Consider the following 15,574-nt stretch of genomic DNA (forward strand, 5'->3'; position numbering starts at 1 on the left):
CCGCGCTCCCCGCGCGGCGGGCGGGGTCAGCCCTCCGGCGGGTCCTCCACGAGCGGGACGAACGAGTAGGTCCCGTGCTCGCTCCTCCGGACCGCGCCGCCGGTGTCCCGCTCGACGAGCGTCATGACGTGCCGCACCGGCACCACCAGGCGCCCGCCGGGCGCGACCTGCTCCACGAGCGCGTCGGGCAGGTGCTGGGCGGCGGCGGAGACCAGGACGCGGTCCCAGCCGCCGTCCCGCGGAGCCCCGAGTACTCCCGGGACCGCCCGCACGACACGTGCCCACGGCATGCCTGCCCGCCGGACGTTCGCGGCGCCCCACGCGGCCAGGTCGGGATGGCGCTCGACGCCGAGCACCTCGCCGTCGGGCCCGACGAGTCGTGCCAGGATCGCGGTCGTCCAGCCGGACCCCGCGCCGACGTCGAGCACCCGGGCGCCGGCGGGCACTGCGAGCAGGCGGAGCATCGACGCCACCGTCGACGGCTGCGAGCTGGTCTGGCCGTGGCCGATCTCCAGCGGCCGGTCGTCGCCGGCCTTGCCCGACAGCGACCGTGGCAGGAAGCCGCGCCGGTCGACGGCGCGCATCGCGAGCGCGACGTCGTCGGGCGGGCTCTCGGGCAGCGGACGGCGCATCCGTCCATCGTCGCGCGGACGGCGGCGACACGCCTCAGGCGGCGGGAGGCGGGCCCGGCACGACCGCGCGGCGGACGCAGTCACGCAGCAGCGAGCGACGCTGCTCGTGCACGTCCTCCGGCTCGGCGCCGGTCGCGGCGTAGACGTTGCGGACGGGCGACCACGCCATGGACATCGCGATCACCATGGCCATGATGTCGAATGGGTCGCCGGCCCGGACCAGGTCCGGGCGGGCCAGGTACTCGGCGTAGAGCCGGACGGCCCAGTCGGCCAGGTCGGCGGCGTCGATCGGCACGACGTCCACGATGCGGTGGAGCGAGCCGAAGAAGATCGCGTCGAACAACCCGTCCTTGCTGCCGAAGTAGGCGTAGAGCTGGGCCTTGTTGGTCCGAGCTCCGGCGACGATCCGGTCGACGCGCGCCCCGGCGATCCCGTGCGCGGCGACGGCGACGTGCGGTACCGGTTCGTGCTCGACATGTCCGACCTCGGGTAGCTCACCTGCGGTCACCTGCGGTCGGCCGGTGTCGAGGGACCGGGTCCCGGCACCACCGGGGGACGTGGGCCACGTCACGGACCGTGCCGACCGGCGCGGTTTGAACGAGGTCGGCGCGTCGCGTAGTCTTGATCGTCGGCGTGCCCTCGGTGCGCCAGTCCCGTGTGCTCAGGACGCACCGCACTCGACCGCCGCGGCGGGCCGAGTTGCAGACCAAGTCGGTGGCGAACGTCGTGCAGCACACCCAGACCAGAGAGATGAGCAGCAACGTGGTGTACGCAATCGTCAAGGCCGGTGGCCGTCAGGAGAAGGTGTCCGTCGGGGACATCGTCGTCATGAACCGGATCCAGGCCAGCGCCGGTGACACGGTGGAGCTGCCCGCTCTGCTCCTGGTGGACGGGGAGAAGGTGACCTCCGACGCCGAGAAGCTCGCGAACGTGAAGGTCACCGCCGAGGTCGTCCGGGACGACAAGGGTCCCAAGATCACGATCCTCAAGTACAAGAACAAGACCGGGTACCGCAAGCGCCAGGGTCACCGTCAGCAGCTGACCCGCCTCAAGGTCACCGGTATCAAGTGACTTCCCGCGGGCCCGAGCGCGGCCCGCGAGCGAGATCCTCTTCGTACTTCCAGAAAGCAGGTTCCTTCAGATGGCACACAAGAAGGGCGCGAGCTCCTCGCGCAACGGTCGTGACTCGAACGCCCAGCGTCTCGGCGTCAAGCGCTACGGCGGCCAGGTCGTCAAGGCCGGCGAGATCATCGTCCGCCAGCGTGGCACGCACTTCCACCCCGGCAACAACGTCGGCCGTGGCGGCGACGACACGCTGTTCGCGCTGACCGCCGGTGCGGTCGCCTTCGCGACGCGTCGTGGCCGCAAGGTCATCGACATCGTCGCTGCCGAGGTCTGAGCCTCGTCGCAGCACCCAGCATTTCCCACGAGGGGCGCACCGTCGCGGTGCGCCCCTCGTGCTGTTCCGCCTTCTGCCCCCTGCGGGCGCAGCTCTCCTGAGAGGATCTGACCATGGCCAGCTTCGTCGATCGCGTGGTGCTTCACGCCACGGGAGGTGACGGCGGGCACGGTGTCGCGTCGATCCGCCGGGAGAAGTTCAAGCCGCTCGCCGGCCCCGACGGCGGCAACGGCGGTGACGGCGGCAGCGTCCGGCTCGTCGTCGACCCGCAGACCACCACCCTGCTCGAGTACCACCACTCCCCGCACCGGCACGCGCCGAACGGCACCCAGGGCATGGGCGACGACCGGGACGGTGCCAAGGGCGGCGACCTCGTGCTCCGCGTGCCCGACGGCACCGTCGTCAAGGACCGGGACGGCAACGTCCTGTGCGACCTCGTCGGCGCGGGCGCGGAGTATGTCGTGGCGGCCGGCGGCCGCGGGGGCCTGGGCAACCGTGCACTCGCCTCGCCGAAGCGCAAGGCCCCCGGGTTCGCCCTCCTCGGCGAGCCGGGGGAGGAGGCCGACGTCGTCCTCGAGCTGAAGACGATCGCGGACGTCGCCCTCGTGGGGTACCCCAGCGCGGGCAAGTCGTCGCTGGTCGCCGCGATCTCCGCCGCCCGGCCGAAGATCGCCGACTACCCCTTCACGACCCTCGTGCCGAACCTCGGCGTCGTGCAGGCGGGCGAGGCGCGGTTCACCGTGGCCGACGTCCCGGGTCTCATCCCCGGCGCGAGCGAGGGCAAGGGTCTCGGCCTGGAGTTCCTGCGGCACGTCGAGCGCACCGCCGTCATCGTGCACGTGCTCGACTGCGCCACCCTCGAGCCGGGTCGTGACCCGCTGAGCGACCTCGAGACCATCGAGTCCGAGCTCGCCGCGTACTCCGCCGACCTCGGCATCTCCGGCGGCCGCGTCCCGCTGACCGAGCGGCCGCGCGTCGTCGTCCTCAACAAGGTGGACGTCCCGGAGGCCCGTGAGCTCGCCGAGCTCGTGCGCCCCGACATCGAGGCCCGCGGCGTGCGCGTCTTCGAGATCTCGACGGCCAGCCACGAAGGGCTGCGGCCGCTCACCTTCGCCCTCGCCCAGCTCGTCGAGGAGGCCCGGGCCGCGGCGCCCGCGCCGGAGCCGGCCCGGATCGTGCTGCGCCCGCGCGCCGTGGACGAGGCGGGGTTCACCGTCACCGTCAAGAAGGACCACGACGGCACGTACTACGAGGTCCGCGGCACCAAGCCCGAGCGTTGGGTGCGCCAGACGGACTTCAACAACGACGAGGCCGTCGGCTTCCTCGCGGACCGGCTCGCCAAGCTCGGCGTCGAGGACGGCCTCTTCAAGGCCGGCGCCGTCGCGGGCGACGAGGTGCGCATCGGCGACCCGCGCAACGCCGTCGTCTTCGACTGGGAGCCCACGCTGATCACCGGCCCCGAGCTCCTCGGTGCCCGCGGCACGGACCTGCGTCTCGACGAGAGCGACCGGCCCACCCGGGCGACCAAGCGGCGCGAGTTCACCGAGCGGATGGACGCCAAGACGGAGGCCCGGCGCGAGCTGTGGACCGAGCGCGAGTCGGGCCACTGGACGGACCCCGACGACGCCTGACGCCTGCACCGGCGACAATGCGCAGGTGAACGTCGCCACCTCCCGCGCCAGCCTGCCGGACGCCCGACGCGTCGTCGTCAAGATCGGCTCGTCGTCGCTCACCGGCCCGGACGGGCACCTCGACCTCGCGGCGCTGCGCGCGCTCGTCGAGGTGCTCGCCGAGCGGGTCGCGGCCGGCGGGCAGGTCGTGCTGGTCACGTCGGGCGCGATCTCGGCGGGGATCGGGCCGCTCGGCCTCGCGGCCCGCCCGCGGGACCTCGCGACGATGCAGGCGGCGGCGATGCTCGGCCAGAGCCAGCTCGTGGCCCGGTACACCGAGGCGTTCGCGACCCACGGGCTCCAGGTCGGGCAGGCGCTGCTCACCGCCGAGGACACGGTGCGCCGCCGGCGCTACCGCAACGCGCAGCGCTCGCTCGAGCGCCTCCTCGCCCTCGGCGTCGTGCCCGTGGTCAACGAGAACGACGCGGTGACCACGGACGAGCTGAAGTTCGGCGACAACGACCGGCTCGCCGCGCTCGTGTCACACCTGGTCCGCGCGGACGCCCTCGTGCTGCTCACCGACGTCGACGGCCTCCACGACGCGCCGCCCGCCCGCCCGGGCGCGCGGCGGATCCCGCACGTGGCGGACCTCGCCGACATCGCCGGCGTGGAGGTGACCGGTCGCGGCAGCGCGGTGGGCACCGGGGGCATGGTCACCAAGCTCGAGTCGGTCCGCATCGCGACGGGCGCGGGCGTGCCCGCCGTGCTCACCAGTGCGGGCAACGCCCGTGCGGCGCTCGCGGGCGACGACGTCGGCACGTTCTTCGCCGTGACCGGCCGCCGGACGTCGGCCCGCCGCCTGTGGATCGCCCACGCGGCCGGCTCCCGGGGGCGCCTGCACCTGGACGAGGGAGCGGCGCGCGCCGTCCTCGGGGGGCGCGCGTCCCTGCTTGCCGCGGGGGTGACCCACGTCGAGGGCTCGTTCGACGCGGGGGATCCCGTCGAGATCGTCGGGCCGGACGGCGTCGTGCTCGCGCGCGGCCTCGTGGCGTTCGACGCCGTGGAGCTGCCGCCGCTGCTCGGCCGGTCGACGTACGACCTGCGCGCCGAGCTGGGGGAGGGGTACGACCGGGAGGTCGTGCACCGCGACGACCTCGTGATCGAGCACCGGTGAGCCACGCCGGCCCGCGGGGGGCCGGCCACCGATGAGTTCGCCTGCCGCCCGGCGTCGGTAGGTGCGCAGGCGCACGCCCGTGCGCCCTCTCGCCGCAAGGAGGCACCGATGCCCCGCCGTACCGCACCGCACGCCCTTCGCGCCGCTCTGCTCGCGGCCGCACTCGTCGTCACCGCGTCCCCCGGGGCCGCCGCCCTGACCGCCGGCCCGGGTGCCGGGGGCGACGCCCCGCCCACCGAGTACTCGGGGGTGATCGAGGGCGCGAAGTACAGGGTGCTCGTGCCCGACGACTGGAACGGCACCCTCGTGCTCTACAGCCACGGCCACTATCCGTCGGAGTTCTTCTCCGGGTTCCCCGTGCCGCACACCCTGGGCAACCAGGAGCTCAGCGAGCAGATGTTCACCGACCACGGCTACGCGGTGGCGGGGTCGCTGTTCCAGGGCGACGGGCTGGACTTCACGGTGCCCACGGCCGTGGCCGACCAGTCGCGCCTGCTCGACTGGTTCACCGAGCACGTGGCCGAGCCGGACCGCACCATCGCCTACGGCCAGTCGATGGGGGCGGTGACGGCGGCGAAGCACGCCGAGGTCGAGCCCGACCGCATCGACGGGGTACTCAGCACCAGCGGCGTCCTGGACTGGGTGGGCCACTTCGACGTGATCCTCGACATGCAGGCCGCGACCCGCGCCCTGCTCACCGACGGCACCGACGCCCACGGGAACCCGATCGAGCTCGTCGACGCCGAGGACGCCCCCGCGAGCCGCGACGCGCTGGTCGCGGCCCTCGGCGCCGCCGTCGAGACCCCCACGGGCCGTGCGCGGATCTCCCTCATCGCCTCGCTGGGCAACGTCACCGGCTGGTACGAGATGAACGAGCCCAGGCCGCGCACGCTCGAGGAGAGAGCTCGCGGGCAGGCGCAGTGGCTGATCGGGGCGTACACCCTCGGCCTCGGCCCGACCGGCCGCGCCGAGCTGGAGAGCACGCTGGGCGGCAACCCGAACAGCACCGACCTCGACGGCCTGCGCGCCCGCCTCGCCCGGTCGGGAGCCGCCCCCGCGGTCGTGGCGTCCTACGCGCGCGCCGGGCTCGACCTGCGCGCCGACCTGGCGGCTCTCGAGGCGACCGAGCCGATCGAGGCCGACGCGGCGGCGCGGGCACGGATGGTCGACCACCGGCCGGAGGGCACCTCGCCCGCGCCGCTGCTCGCCCTGCACACCACGGGTGACGGCGGGGCGCCGCCGTCGGCCGTCCGCTCCTACGCGCAGCGGGTGCGGGAGCTGGGGCACCCCGAGCGGGTGCGCAGCCTGTTCGTGGAGCGCGGGGCGCACATCTCGGTCAGCCTCGGGGAGGAGCTCGTGGCGCTGCGCACCCTCGAGCACCGGGTCGACACGGGCCGATGGCCCGTCCGCGCCCCGCGGGTGCTCAACCGGGCGGTCGACGCCCTCGGCCCCGAGTACCGCACCACCTTCGAGGTCGTCACGTTCAGCACCTTCGACCACGCCCCGGCGTTCACGCGCTTCGTGCCGCCGGCGGCACCCCGTCCCTCCTGGTGAGAGGGGTCTGCCGCTGCGTGCCCCCGCGTCGTACCCTCGGGGGATGACCACGACCTTCACGGAGGACCAGACCGCCGGGAGCGCGCCGGGCGCCGACGTCACGGCCGCGGTCCAGGACATCGCCCGGCGCGCCCAGGTGGCGTCCCGCGCCCTGGCGACGGCCACCCGGGCGACCAAGGACGCTGCGCTGCACGCCGTCGCGGACGCTCTGGTGGCCTCCGCATCGCGGATCGTCACCGCGAACGCCGAGGACGTCGCCCGGGGTCGTGCCGGCCGGCTGAGCGAGGGCCTGCTGGACCGGCTCGCGCTCACCGACGAGCGGATCGGGGCGATCGCCGACGCGCTGCGCGAGCTGGCCGGCCTGCCGGACCCGGTCGGGGAGGTCGTGCGCGGTCAGACGCTGCCCAACGGCCTGCGGCTGCGTCAGCTGCGCGTGCCGATGGGCGTGGTCGGGATGATCTACGAGGCCCGGCCGAACGTCACCGTCGACGCCGCCGGCCTGGCGCTGAAGTCGGGGAACGCGGTGATCCTGCGCGGGGGCAGCGCCGCGGCGTCGTCCAACGCGCTGATCGTCGACGTGGTGCGCGCCGCGCTCGAGGGCCAGGGACTGCCGGCCGACCTGGTGCAGACCATCGACGCGTACGGGCGGCCGGGGGGCGTCGCGCTCATGCAGGCACGCGGCCTGGTCGACGTCCTCGTACCGCGCGGTGGGGCGGATCTCATCCAGACCGTGGTCCGGTCCTCCACGGTGCCCGTCATCGAGACCGGCGTCGGGAACGTGCACGTGTACGTGGACGCCACGGCCGACGTGCCGAACGCCGTCGAGATCGTGATGAACGCCAAGACGCAGCGCGTCGGGGTGTGCAACGCGGCCGAGACGCTGCTGGTGCACGCGGACGCCGCCGACACGTTCCTGCCCGCCGCGCTGGCGGCGCTGGCCGGTGCCGGCGTCGTGCTGCACGGCGACGAGCGGACGGCGGCGCTCGCGCCCGAGTCGGTCGAGGTCGTGCCCGCCACCGAGCACGACTGGGCGACCGAGTACCTGGCGCCCGAGCTCGCCGTGCGGGTCGTCGACTCGCTCGGCGACGCCATCGAGCACATCCGCACCTGGTCCTCGGGCCACACCGAGGCGATCCTCACGCGGGACCTGACGGCCTCGGAGCGGTTCGTCGCGGAGGTCGACTCGGCCGCCGTCATGGTCAACGCGTCGACGAGGTTCACCGACGGAGGGCAGCTCGGCCTCGGCGCCGAGATCGGCATCTCCACCCAGAAGCTGCACGCGCGCGGGCCCATGGGACTCGCCGAGCTGACCACCACCAAGTGGGTCGTGACCGGTGACGGGCACGTGCGGCCCTAGGGGGCGCGCGTGAGAGACTTGCCACCGACCGCACCCACCCCCGCACTGACGCACAGGAGGACCCCGTGCTGCACACCGCCGTCCAGGTCGCCCAGGAGGCCACCGAGCACGCTGAGACGATCAACCCGATCGCTCTCGGTGGGCTCGCCTTCGGTGGGCTCGTCGCCGCGCTCCTGGTGACGTACGCCTTCCGCAACGTCGCCAACCGCCACTGACGACGGCGGTCCGGCCAGCGTGAGCCAGCCGACGTCCGGTGAGCGGCGTCCCCGTCTCGGGGTGATGGGCGGGACGTTCGACCCGATCCACCACGGGCACCTCGTCGCCGCCTCCGAGGCGGCGTCGGTGCTCGACCTCGACGAGGTCGTCTTCGTGCCCACCGGGAAGCCCACCTTCAAGCAGCACCAGCGGGTCACCGCCGCCGAGGACCGGTACCTCATGACCGTGATCGCCACGGCGGCCAACCCGCAGTTCACCGTGAGCCGGGTCGACATCGACCGCCCCGGGCTCACCTACACGGTGGACACCCTCCGCGACCTGCACGCCCAGCACCCCGACGCCGACCTGTACTTCATCAGCGGCGCCGACGCGATCGAGCAGATCCTCACGTGGAAGGATGCGGCGCAGCTGTGGGAGATGGCACACTTCGTGGCTGTCACGCGGCCGGGGCACCAGCTCACGGTCGACGGTCTGCCCGCCGACGGGGTGACGACGCTCGAGGTGCCGGCGCTCGCCATCTCCTCGACCGACTGCCGTCGTCGCGCGCAGGCAGGTCAGCCGGTGTGGTATCTGGTGCCGGACGGCGTGGTCCAGTACATCGCCAAGCACGGTCTGTATCGAGGTCTCGATGAGTGACAACAATCCGTCCCGCCCGCTGACCCGCCGCGAGATTCGCGAGCGGGAGCAGGCCGCCGCCGCGCGCGCAGCAGCCGCCGCGCCCGCCGGGGGAGGGGTGGACCCGCGGTCCGCGGCGCCGGCCGCCCCACCGAACCAGCACGCGCCGGCTCCTCAGCCGCGTGGCTACGGAGCGCCCGCCGCGCAGCCCCCGGCCGCCCCGCCGCCGTCACGCCGGTCGCTGCGCGAGCAGTCGCCGGAGCCGTCGTACGGTGCGTCGGCGCCCGTCGTGCGCCCGCCGTCCGCCACGGGAGGCATGCGCGGTCTCGACGAGACCGGGCGGCTCACGCCGATCCAGCGGTCCCCGGAGCCCGGTGCGGGGCGCGGCAGCGCCCCGTCCGCGAGGCCGTCGTCCCCGCCGCCCGCGCAGCCCGGCCTCCGCGGCCCGTCGCAGCCGGGCCCCGGCGCGTCGTCGGGCCCCTCGACGGGCCCGCGCGACCCGTCGGCGTGGCGCTCGGCGAGTGCTTTCGGCACCGGCGCCTCCGCGGCGGCCCCTGCCGCCCCCGCGGCGATGCCACCCTCGTCGCCCCCCGCCGGGCCGGCCCTCCCCGGCGGCTCCGACGCCCCCGCGGCCCCGTCCCGCCGCTCGCCGTTCGGTTCGACGCGCGACGCGTCGCCGTTCGGGTCCGCAACGTCCAGCCCGTCGGCGTCGGCGCCGGCGAGCGTGGCTCCGCCTGCCTTCCCCGGCGCGTCGTCCGGCGCGCCCGGCGGCGCGGCCGCCACGTCGGCGGGTGCTCGCGCCACCGACGCGTCGTCCGCCCCGGCCCTGCCGTGGGCCACCACCTCGACGGAACGCCCGTCCGCGCCCCCGCCCGCGGTAGCGCCGACGTCCGCCGAGCCGCGTCCCGCCACCGCCTCCCCGTTCGACGCCCTCGTCGGCGCGGAGCAGCCGGTCCGCGCCCGGTCCGGCGCCCAGGCCTCGCCGGAGGCCGACGACGACGACTGGGAGGAGCCCGAGTCGTCGTACACCTGGCTGCACTACATCGTCCTCGTCGTGGTGGCGTTCGTGCTGGGGCTGCTGCTGTGGAAGCTGCTGCTCGGCGGCGACGAGCCCGAGCCGTTCGAGGCGAACACGGCCTCGACCGCCGGCACGTCCTCCATCCTCACCCACCTTCCCGAAGGAGCTGCATGACCGCCAGCGACCGCGCGCTCGAGCTGGCCGTCGTGGCCGCCCGCGCCGCCTCGGACCGCAAGGCCCAGGAGATCATCGCCCTCGACGTGAGCGAGCAGCTCGTCCTGACGGACGTCTTCCTCATCGCGTCGGGAACCAACGAACGACAGGTCTCGGCGATCGTCGACGCCGTCGAGGAGGCGATGATCCGCGCGGGCGCCAAGCCGATCCGCCGGGAGGGCAAGGCACAGGCCCGCTGGGTGCTGCTCGACTTCGGCGACGTGGTCGTGCACGTCCAGCACGCCGAGGACCGCGTGTACTACGCGCTCGAGCGGCTCTGGAAGGACTGCCCGCTCGTCGAGCTGCCCGAGGACGCGCGGGGCGGTGACGGCGAGGCCGCGGACGAGGAGTTCGGCGGCGGCACCGGCGACGGGGCGATCCGTCTCGCCGGCGACGAGCAGTGACGGCGGGCACCGTCGTCCTGGTGCGGCACGGCCGCACCGCCTACAACGCGACCCTGCGGCTGCAGGGGCAGATCGACATCCCGCTGGACGACGTCGGCCGCTGGCAGGCGGCCGAGGGCGCTGCGGCGCTCGCCTCGTCCCACCGCGCGGACCGCATCGTCACGTCCGACCTGACCCGGGCCGCGGACACGGCGGCCGCGTACGCGGCCTCCTACGGCGGGCCGGTCGTCCAGACGGACGCCCGGCTGCGCGAGCGCAGCTTCGGTGCCTGGGAGGGACTGCTGGCCTCCGAGATCCGTGAGAGCTGGCCCGACGAGTACGACGCGTGGCGTCGTGGGGCGGAGCCCGCCGCCGCCGGCGCCGAGTCGAAGGCGGACGTCGCCGCGCGGATGCTCGCGGCGGTGGCCGAGCACGCCGAGTCGATGGGCGAGGACGAGACGCTCGTCCTCGTCTCCCACGGCGCGGCGATCTCGCTCGGCGTGACGGCGTTGCTCGGGCTCGACGCCACCGCCTGGCGCGGGCTGTCGGGCATGCACAACGTGCACTGGTCCCACCTGCACCGCGCGGCGGCCGGGGCCACGCCGTCCTGGCGGCTGGTGGCGCACAACGTGGGCGCGGGCTACCCGATCGACCACTGGCAGGCCGGTCCGGACTGGAATTTGGAACCTGGGCCCGAGTCTGCCTAAGATATCGACGTTCCAAGGGGCGGTAGCCCCCAGGAACCCACCGAACCAGGCATTGTGCACCGGACTCGTCCGTGCGGAGCGCGGGTTCTCGGGGCTGTGGCGCAGCTGGTAGCGCACCTGCATGGCATGCAGGGGGTCAGGGGTTCGAGTCCCCTCAGCTCCACCACGTGGGAAGTGTGAAGATGCCCCGCCGGATGGCGGGGCATTTTCGCGTTCCGGACCGGTGACGGCGCTGCCGTCACCGGACGCCGGGAGCGTCACCCGAAGTCACTCGACGTCGTGACGGTCTCCGGCGATCGGGACACCGGAGATGCCTGCCGGGACGCGCGTGCCGTACCGCCGCCGGTGACGCCTCGGGTGTCGTGCAGCAGCCGCATCGCGTTGGCGATGACCACGAGCACCGAGGCCTCGTGCACGAGCATGCCGACGACATGGTCACCCCGCCGGCGAAGACGCCGGCCAGCAGCAGCACCACGGTGACCAGGGCGATCACGATGTTCTGCCGCATCACCGCCACCGTCCGCCGGGCCAGGCCGACGGCCTCCGGGAGCCGGAGCAGCGTGTCACTCATCAGGGCGATGTCGGCGGTCTCGACCGCTACGGCCGACCCGGCAGCCCCCATCGCCACACCGATGTCCGCGATGGCGAGCGCTGGAGCGTCGTTGACGCCGTCGCCAACCATGGCCACGGTGTGGCCCTGCCGCTGGAGCCGCGCGACCACCTCCAGCTTGTCCTCGGGGAGCAGGGAGGCGTGGATCTCGTCGATCCCGGTGGCCGCCCCGACCGCGTCGGCCACCCGCCGGGTGTCCCCGGTGAGCATGACCACCGTGTCCACGCCGGCCCGGTGCAGCCGGGCGACCATCTCGGGCGCGTCCGGGCGGATCCGGTCGGCGACCGCGACCACGCCGATCACCGCGTCGTCGACGGCCACGATCATCGGCGTCCTGCCCTCGGCGGCCAGGAGCTCTGCGGCCCGCGCGCCGCTGCTGCCGGCGATGCCGTGCTGGACCAGCAGCGACAGGTTGCCGACCAGCACCCGGCGGCCGTCGACGTCGGCCACGACGCCCTTGCCGGGAACCGGGGTGACGGCAGCGGGGGCGCCCCGGGGGCCGACCCCTTCGGCCCGGGCGGTCTCCAGGACGGGGCGGGCCAGGGGATGCTCGGAGCCGGCCTCCGCGGCGGCGGCCCAGCGCAGGACGTCCGCGCGTCGTGCAGCGGGGTCCAGGACGACGACGTCGGTCAGCCGGGGACGTCCCTCCGTCAGGGTGCCGGTCTTGTCCAGGGCGACCGCCGAGATCTTCGCCGACGTCTCCAGGAACTCGCCGCCCTTGATGAGGATGCCGTGGCGGGCCGCGCGGCCGATCCCGGCCACGACCGCCACCGGGACGGAGATCACCAGGGCCCCGGGGCAGCCGATGACCAGCAGCGTCAGGGCCAGCACCACGTCGCCCGAGACCAGCCCGGACACGAGCGCCAGCACGATCACCGCGGGGGTGTACCAGCGGGAGAAGCGGTCCATGAACGCCTGGGTGCGGGCCTTGGCGTCCTGGGCCTCCTCCACCCGGTGGATGATCCGGGCCAGGGTGGTGTCGGCGCCCACGCCGGTGGCTCGTACCTGCAGGAACCCGCCGCCGGAGACGGTGCCGGCGAAGACCTGGTCACCCACCGACTTCTCCACCGGCACGGACTCGCCGGTGATCGTGGCCTCGTCCACGGCGCCGGTGCCGGAGACGACCAGGCCGTCGACGGGGACCTTGGCGCCGTTCTTGACGAGGACGGTCTCTCCCGTGCGCACCTGCGCGGCGGGAACCTCCTGCTGCTCGCCGTCGCGGACGACGATCGCGAGCGCCGGGGCGACGGCGACCAGCTCGGCCAGCGCCGAGCGCGTCTTGGCCACGGTGGTGGCTTCCAGGGCGTGGCCCACCCCGAACAGGAACGTGACCGCCGCGGCCTCCCAGAAGTTGCCGATGGCCACCGCGCCGACGGCCGCGACCGTGACGAGCAGGTCGATGCCGACGACCCTGGCAGCCAGCGCGCGAACCGCGTCGACCGCGATCCCGTAGCCGGCGACCACGGCCGCGGCGATCATGAACGCGTCGCCGAGCGTGAAGGCCGCGGCGTGCGTGGCGTGGGCTCCGGCGTCGAGCCACCACTGCGTGCCGAGGGTGGCGTCGGCGGCGCCTCCGCCCAGCCGCTGGAGGCTGAACGAGACGAGGATGAGGACGCCGGACACGACGGGCACCGACCACTTCCCGTGGACCCGTCCCAGGAGCCTGCTCATTGCGATACGAACCTTTCTGCACGGGGCCGGCGGACCGGCGCGGAGGACCTTCGCTGCGTCAGAAGGCGGCGGGAGCGGCCCGGTAGCCCGCCTTCGCGACGGCGGCGACGAGGTCGTCGACCGAGGCTCGCCGGGCGTCATGGTCGACCTCGATGCGGGCGGAGGCGAAGTGCACCCGCACGTGCTCGACCCCCGGCAGCCGACCGACCTGCTTCTCGATCTTGGCCACGCAGGAGGGGCAGGAGAAGCCCTCCGCGCGGAGGACGGTGTGCGTGGTGCGCGTGGTGGACATGGCGGTCATGGTGGAGCCCTTCTCGTGATCTTCCGTGGTGATGCCTTCACGGTAGGAGCGCCGTGGCGCGAAGTCCTTGACCTGGATCAAGTCCGCGGCCGGCGAGGGCTACGCTCGGGACATGCCCGACGGCGACCTGTGCGTCACCCGCGTCCCGATCTTCCAGGGCCTCACGCCGACCGAACAGCGCCGGGTCGCCGACCTGGCCCGGCCGCTGGTCGTGCACGAGGGAGAGGTCGTCTACGCGCCCGGACAACCGGTCTCCCGGCTGCTGGTCATGCACAGCGGGCGGCTCAAGGTGAGCCACGCCGCCGCCAACGGTCAGGAGCAGATCCTGCGCACGGTGACCGGCGGGGACGTCGTCGGCGAACGGTCCTTCCTCACCGGCGATCGTCCGAGCGACCTCGCCGTGGCGCTCGAGGACAGCAGGATGTGCGTCTTCGAGCATGCCGACCTCGCCGGCCTGATCCGCGACTACCCCGACATCAGTCAGCGGATGCTGCGGACGCTCTCCGACCGGCTCTGGTCCGTGGAGCGTCTTCTGGCCGCCATCACGTCCAGCGACGTCGGCGCCCGGGTCGCGGCCTACCTCCTGGACCTGCCCGGCAGCTTCCGGGACGGGGCGGCCACGGTGCGGCTGCCGATGGCGAAGCAGGAGGTCGCGGCCTACCTCGGCACGACGCCCGAGACCTTGAGCCGCCGCCTCGCGGCGCTCTCCGCGGCCGGTCTCGTCGAGCTCCACGGCCGACGCGACATCACGATCCTCGACGTCGACGGGCTCGAGCGCGCCGCCACCCCTCGGTAGCGAGCTTTGCACACGTCGTCGACGGAGGCGGCCGGCCGGCTGACGGCAGGGGAGACCAGGTCCGGGGCTTGAGACGTGGGGACGGACCGGCGGCGACGGGAACGGACCGGGCGGCGCTGCGCGTCGTCGCTCCCCGCCCTTGCGGAGAACACGACAGGCCGCCCCCGGCCCGGAGGCGACCCGTCGCGTCGGGGCTTCGCGTGCCGCGCGCCTCGACCTCGGTGCGTGCTCAGCGCATGTTCGCCCTGCGCACCAGCACGAGCGAGGCGCCGACGCCAAGGAGCGCCACCGCCGCCGCCGGGATGGCGGGGACGACGCAGAGCTCGGGCGCCGACGCCGGGTGGATGCGGTCCGACACGTCGACGAACCAGGTGTCGCCCCGCGTCGCGGCGCAGCCCTCGGAGTCGCCGTCCACGCGGGTGACGTTCTCGGACAGGTAGAGGCAGTGTCCGCCGTCGACGGTCACCGGTGCGCCGGCCGGGAGCACGTTCCCCTGGTCGTCGACGTAGCCCCTGTCCGTGAGGAACTCCGCGAGCTCCGGCAGGTTGTCCGCGGTGCCCTCACCCACGTGCTCGGCGAGGTAGGCCTCGACGTCGGCGGCGTCCTGCACCAGCCCGAGGACCTGGTCCGCGACGGCGCGCGCGGTGGTGCTCAGCGACGAGAGGTCGTCCGACCAGCTCCGCAGCGCGAGCAGGTCCGCCGCGCCGAGGACAGGTGCGGCCTCGTCCGCGAGCCCTTCGAGCGTGCCCTCGAGATCGGCCAGCTCCGTGGCGCGCAGAGCCTCGTACCCGGCCGTCTGACCCACGACGACCGCGGACGGCAGGGGCTCGAGGTCCGTGGCGATCTCGATGGGGTCGCCGAGCGTCATGGTGGTGCCGTCCACGCGGCAGGAGACCTGGGCGCCGGTCGGGCGCTCGGACTCCGCGACGTTCACGTTGAGCTGCTTGACACCGTCGCTCGCGTCGAGCGCGACGTGCTGCGTCTCCGCGCCGTCGAACGTGACCTCGAGCCAGCAGACCCGCTCGGCGGAGGTGACCGTCGTGTCTGCCTGCGGCAGGTCGAAGGTGACGCCGTAGTTGGAGCGAAACGCCGGGTAGACGAGGGTCTGGTCGGCGTCCGACGGGTTGCCGAGGCGGAGGAGCCCGACACCGTCGACAGGGTCGAACTACCCAGCGCGGTCATCGATGACGAGCTTCGGTCGTTCCTCACCGGGGATCGTCCGAGCGACCTCGCCGTGGCGCTCGAGGACAGCAGGATGTGCGTCTGCGACCGCCCGAGAAGGTGGGACGGAGCGGCGTCGTCGGTGGCCGGTGGGGTA

General features: G+C 74.0%; 15 protein-coding genes, 1 tRNA gene and 2 pseudogenes. 13 read left to right on the forward strand and 5 right to left on the reverse strand.

Annotated features, from left to right (window positions below; all coding sequences use genetic code 11):
- Positions 1–26: 26 nt before the first annotated feature.
- Both LEP48_RS10055 and LEP48_RS18790 read right to left on the reverse strand, forming a co-directional pair.
- On the reverse strand, positions 27–632 hold the full coding sequence (locus LEP48_RS10055; protein ID WP_225565463.1) for a protein-L-isoaspartate O-methyltransferase family protein: 606 nt from the start codon (positions 630–632) through the stop codon (positions 27–29).
- 34 nt (positions 633–666) lie between these two features.
- Positions 667–1,203, reverse strand: a complete 537-nt coding sequence (locus tag LEP48_RS18790; protein WP_225565464.1) for a TetR/AcrR family transcriptional regulator — start codon at positions 1,201–1,203, stop codon at positions 667–669.
- Positions 1,204–1,394: 191 nt separating this feature from the next.
- Here LEP48_RS18790 and rplU point away from each other — a divergent pair, with 191 nt between their 5' ends.
- The 12 genes from rplU (at position 1,395) to LEP48_RS10120 (ending at position 11,044) form a co-directional block, all read left to right on the forward strand.
- Entirely contained in the window at positions 1,395–1,703 is a 309-nt protein-coding gene (gene rplU / locus LEP48_RS10065) for a 50S ribosomal protein L21 (protein WP_225565613.1), read from the forward strand.
- A gap of 70 nt (positions 1,704–1,773) precedes the next feature.
- Entirely contained in the window at positions 1,774–2,031 is a 258-nt protein-coding gene (gene rpmA, locus LEP48_RS10070; protein ID WP_225565465.1) for a 50S ribosomal protein L27, read from the forward strand.
- A gap of 113 nt (positions 2,032–2,144) precedes the next feature.
- Positions 2,145–3,662: a GTPase ObgE gene (gene obgE, locus LEP48_RS10075; protein ID WP_225565466.1), complete on the forward strand. Its 1,518-nt coding sequence runs from the start codon at positions 2,145–2,147 to the stop codon at positions 3,660–3,662.
- A gap of 25 nt (positions 3,663–3,687) precedes the next feature.
- Complete coding sequence (proB, locus tag LEP48_RS10080; protein WP_225565467.1) at positions 3,688–4,815, forward strand: glutamate 5-kinase; 1,128 nt, start codon at positions 3,688–3,690, stop codon at positions 4,813–4,815.
- A gap of 108 nt (positions 4,816–4,923) precedes the next feature.
- Entirely contained in the window at positions 4,924–6,369 is a 1,446-nt protein-coding gene (locus tag LEP48_RS10085) for an alpha/beta hydrolase family protein (protein WP_225565468.1), read from the forward strand.
- A 43-nt stretch (positions 6,370–6,412) separates the two neighbouring features.
- On the forward strand, positions 6,413–7,726 hold the full coding sequence (locus LEP48_RS10090) for a glutamate-5-semialdehyde dehydrogenase (protein ID WP_225565469.1): 1,314 nt from the start codon (positions 6,413–6,415) through the stop codon (positions 7,724–7,726).
- A 65-nt stretch (positions 7,727–7,791) separates the two neighbouring features.
- Positions 7,792–7,941 carry a hypothetical protein gene (locus tag LEP48_RS10095; protein WP_225565470.1) on the forward strand — a complete coding sequence of 50 codons (150 nt, stop codon included), beginning with the start codon at positions 7,792–7,794 and terminating at the stop codon, positions 7,939–7,941.
- 19 nt (positions 7,942–7,960) lie between these two features.
- Positions 7,961–8,578: a nicotinate-nucleotide adenylyltransferase gene (gene nadD, locus LEP48_RS10100; RefSeq protein ID WP_225565471.1), complete on the forward strand. Its 618-nt coding sequence runs from the start codon at positions 7,961–7,963 to the stop codon at positions 8,576–8,578.
- Positions 8,571–9,749 carry a hypothetical protein gene (locus LEP48_RS10105; RefSeq protein WP_225565472.1) on the forward strand — a complete coding sequence of 393 codons (1,179 nt, stop codon included), beginning with the start codon at positions 8,571–8,573 and terminating at the stop codon, positions 9,747–9,749. Before nadD ends, LEP48_RS10105 begins: the two co-directional genes overlap by 8 nt.
- Complete coding sequence (gene rsfS / locus LEP48_RS10110; protein WP_225565473.1) at positions 9,746–10,192, forward strand: ribosome silencing factor; 447 nt, start codon at positions 9,746–9,748, stop codon at positions 10,190–10,192. The genes LEP48_RS10105 and rsfS overlap by 4 nt, the downstream gene beginning before the upstream one ends.
- The gene (locus LEP48_RS10115) at positions 10,189–10,878 is read left to right on the forward strand and encodes a histidine phosphatase family protein (RefSeq protein WP_225565474.1); all 690 of its coding nucleotides are present in this window, start codon (positions 10,189–10,191) and stop codon (positions 10,876–10,878) included. The genes rsfS and LEP48_RS10115 overlap by 4 nt, the downstream gene beginning before the upstream one ends.
- A gap of 90 nt (positions 10,879–10,968) precedes the next feature.
- Positions 10,969–11,044, forward strand: a tRNA-Ala gene (locus tag LEP48_RS10120).
- 91 nt (positions 11,045–11,135) lie between these two features.
- Here the strand turns inward: LEP48_RS10120 and LEP48_RS10125 are convergent.
- Both LEP48_RS10125 and LEP48_RS10130 read right to left on the reverse strand, forming a co-directional pair.
- Positions 11,136–13,159 (reverse strand): annotated as a pseudogene (locus LEP48_RS10125) (heavy metal translocating P-type ATPase).
- A 58-nt stretch (positions 13,160–13,217) separates the two neighbouring features.
- On the reverse strand, positions 13,218–13,451 hold the full coding sequence (locus tag LEP48_RS10130; protein ID WP_225565475.1) for a heavy-metal-associated domain-containing protein: 234 nt from the start codon (positions 13,449–13,451) through the stop codon (positions 13,218–13,220).
- 121 nt (positions 13,452–13,572) lie between these two features.
- Between LEP48_RS10130 and LEP48_RS10135 the strand changes: the two genes are divergently transcribed.
- Positions 13,573–14,256, forward strand: a complete 684-nt coding sequence (locus LEP48_RS10135) for a Crp/Fnr family transcriptional regulator (protein WP_225565476.1) — start codon at positions 13,573–13,575, stop codon at positions 14,254–14,256.
- A 229-nt stretch (positions 14,257–14,485) separates the two neighbouring features.
- On the opposite strand, the pseudogene LEP48_RS10140 reads toward LEP48_RS10135, so the two are convergent.
- Positions 14,486–15,385: pseudogene (locus tag LEP48_RS10140) on the reverse strand (TagA domain-containing protein); the annotation flags it as partial.
- Positions 15,386–15,574: the final 189 nt, after the last annotated feature.

This window comes from Isoptericola luteus (assembly GCF_020297055.1).
GTDB classification, from domain to species: domain Bacteria; phylum Actinomycetota; class Actinomycetes; order Actinomycetales; family Cellulomonadaceae; genus Isoptericola; species Isoptericola luteus.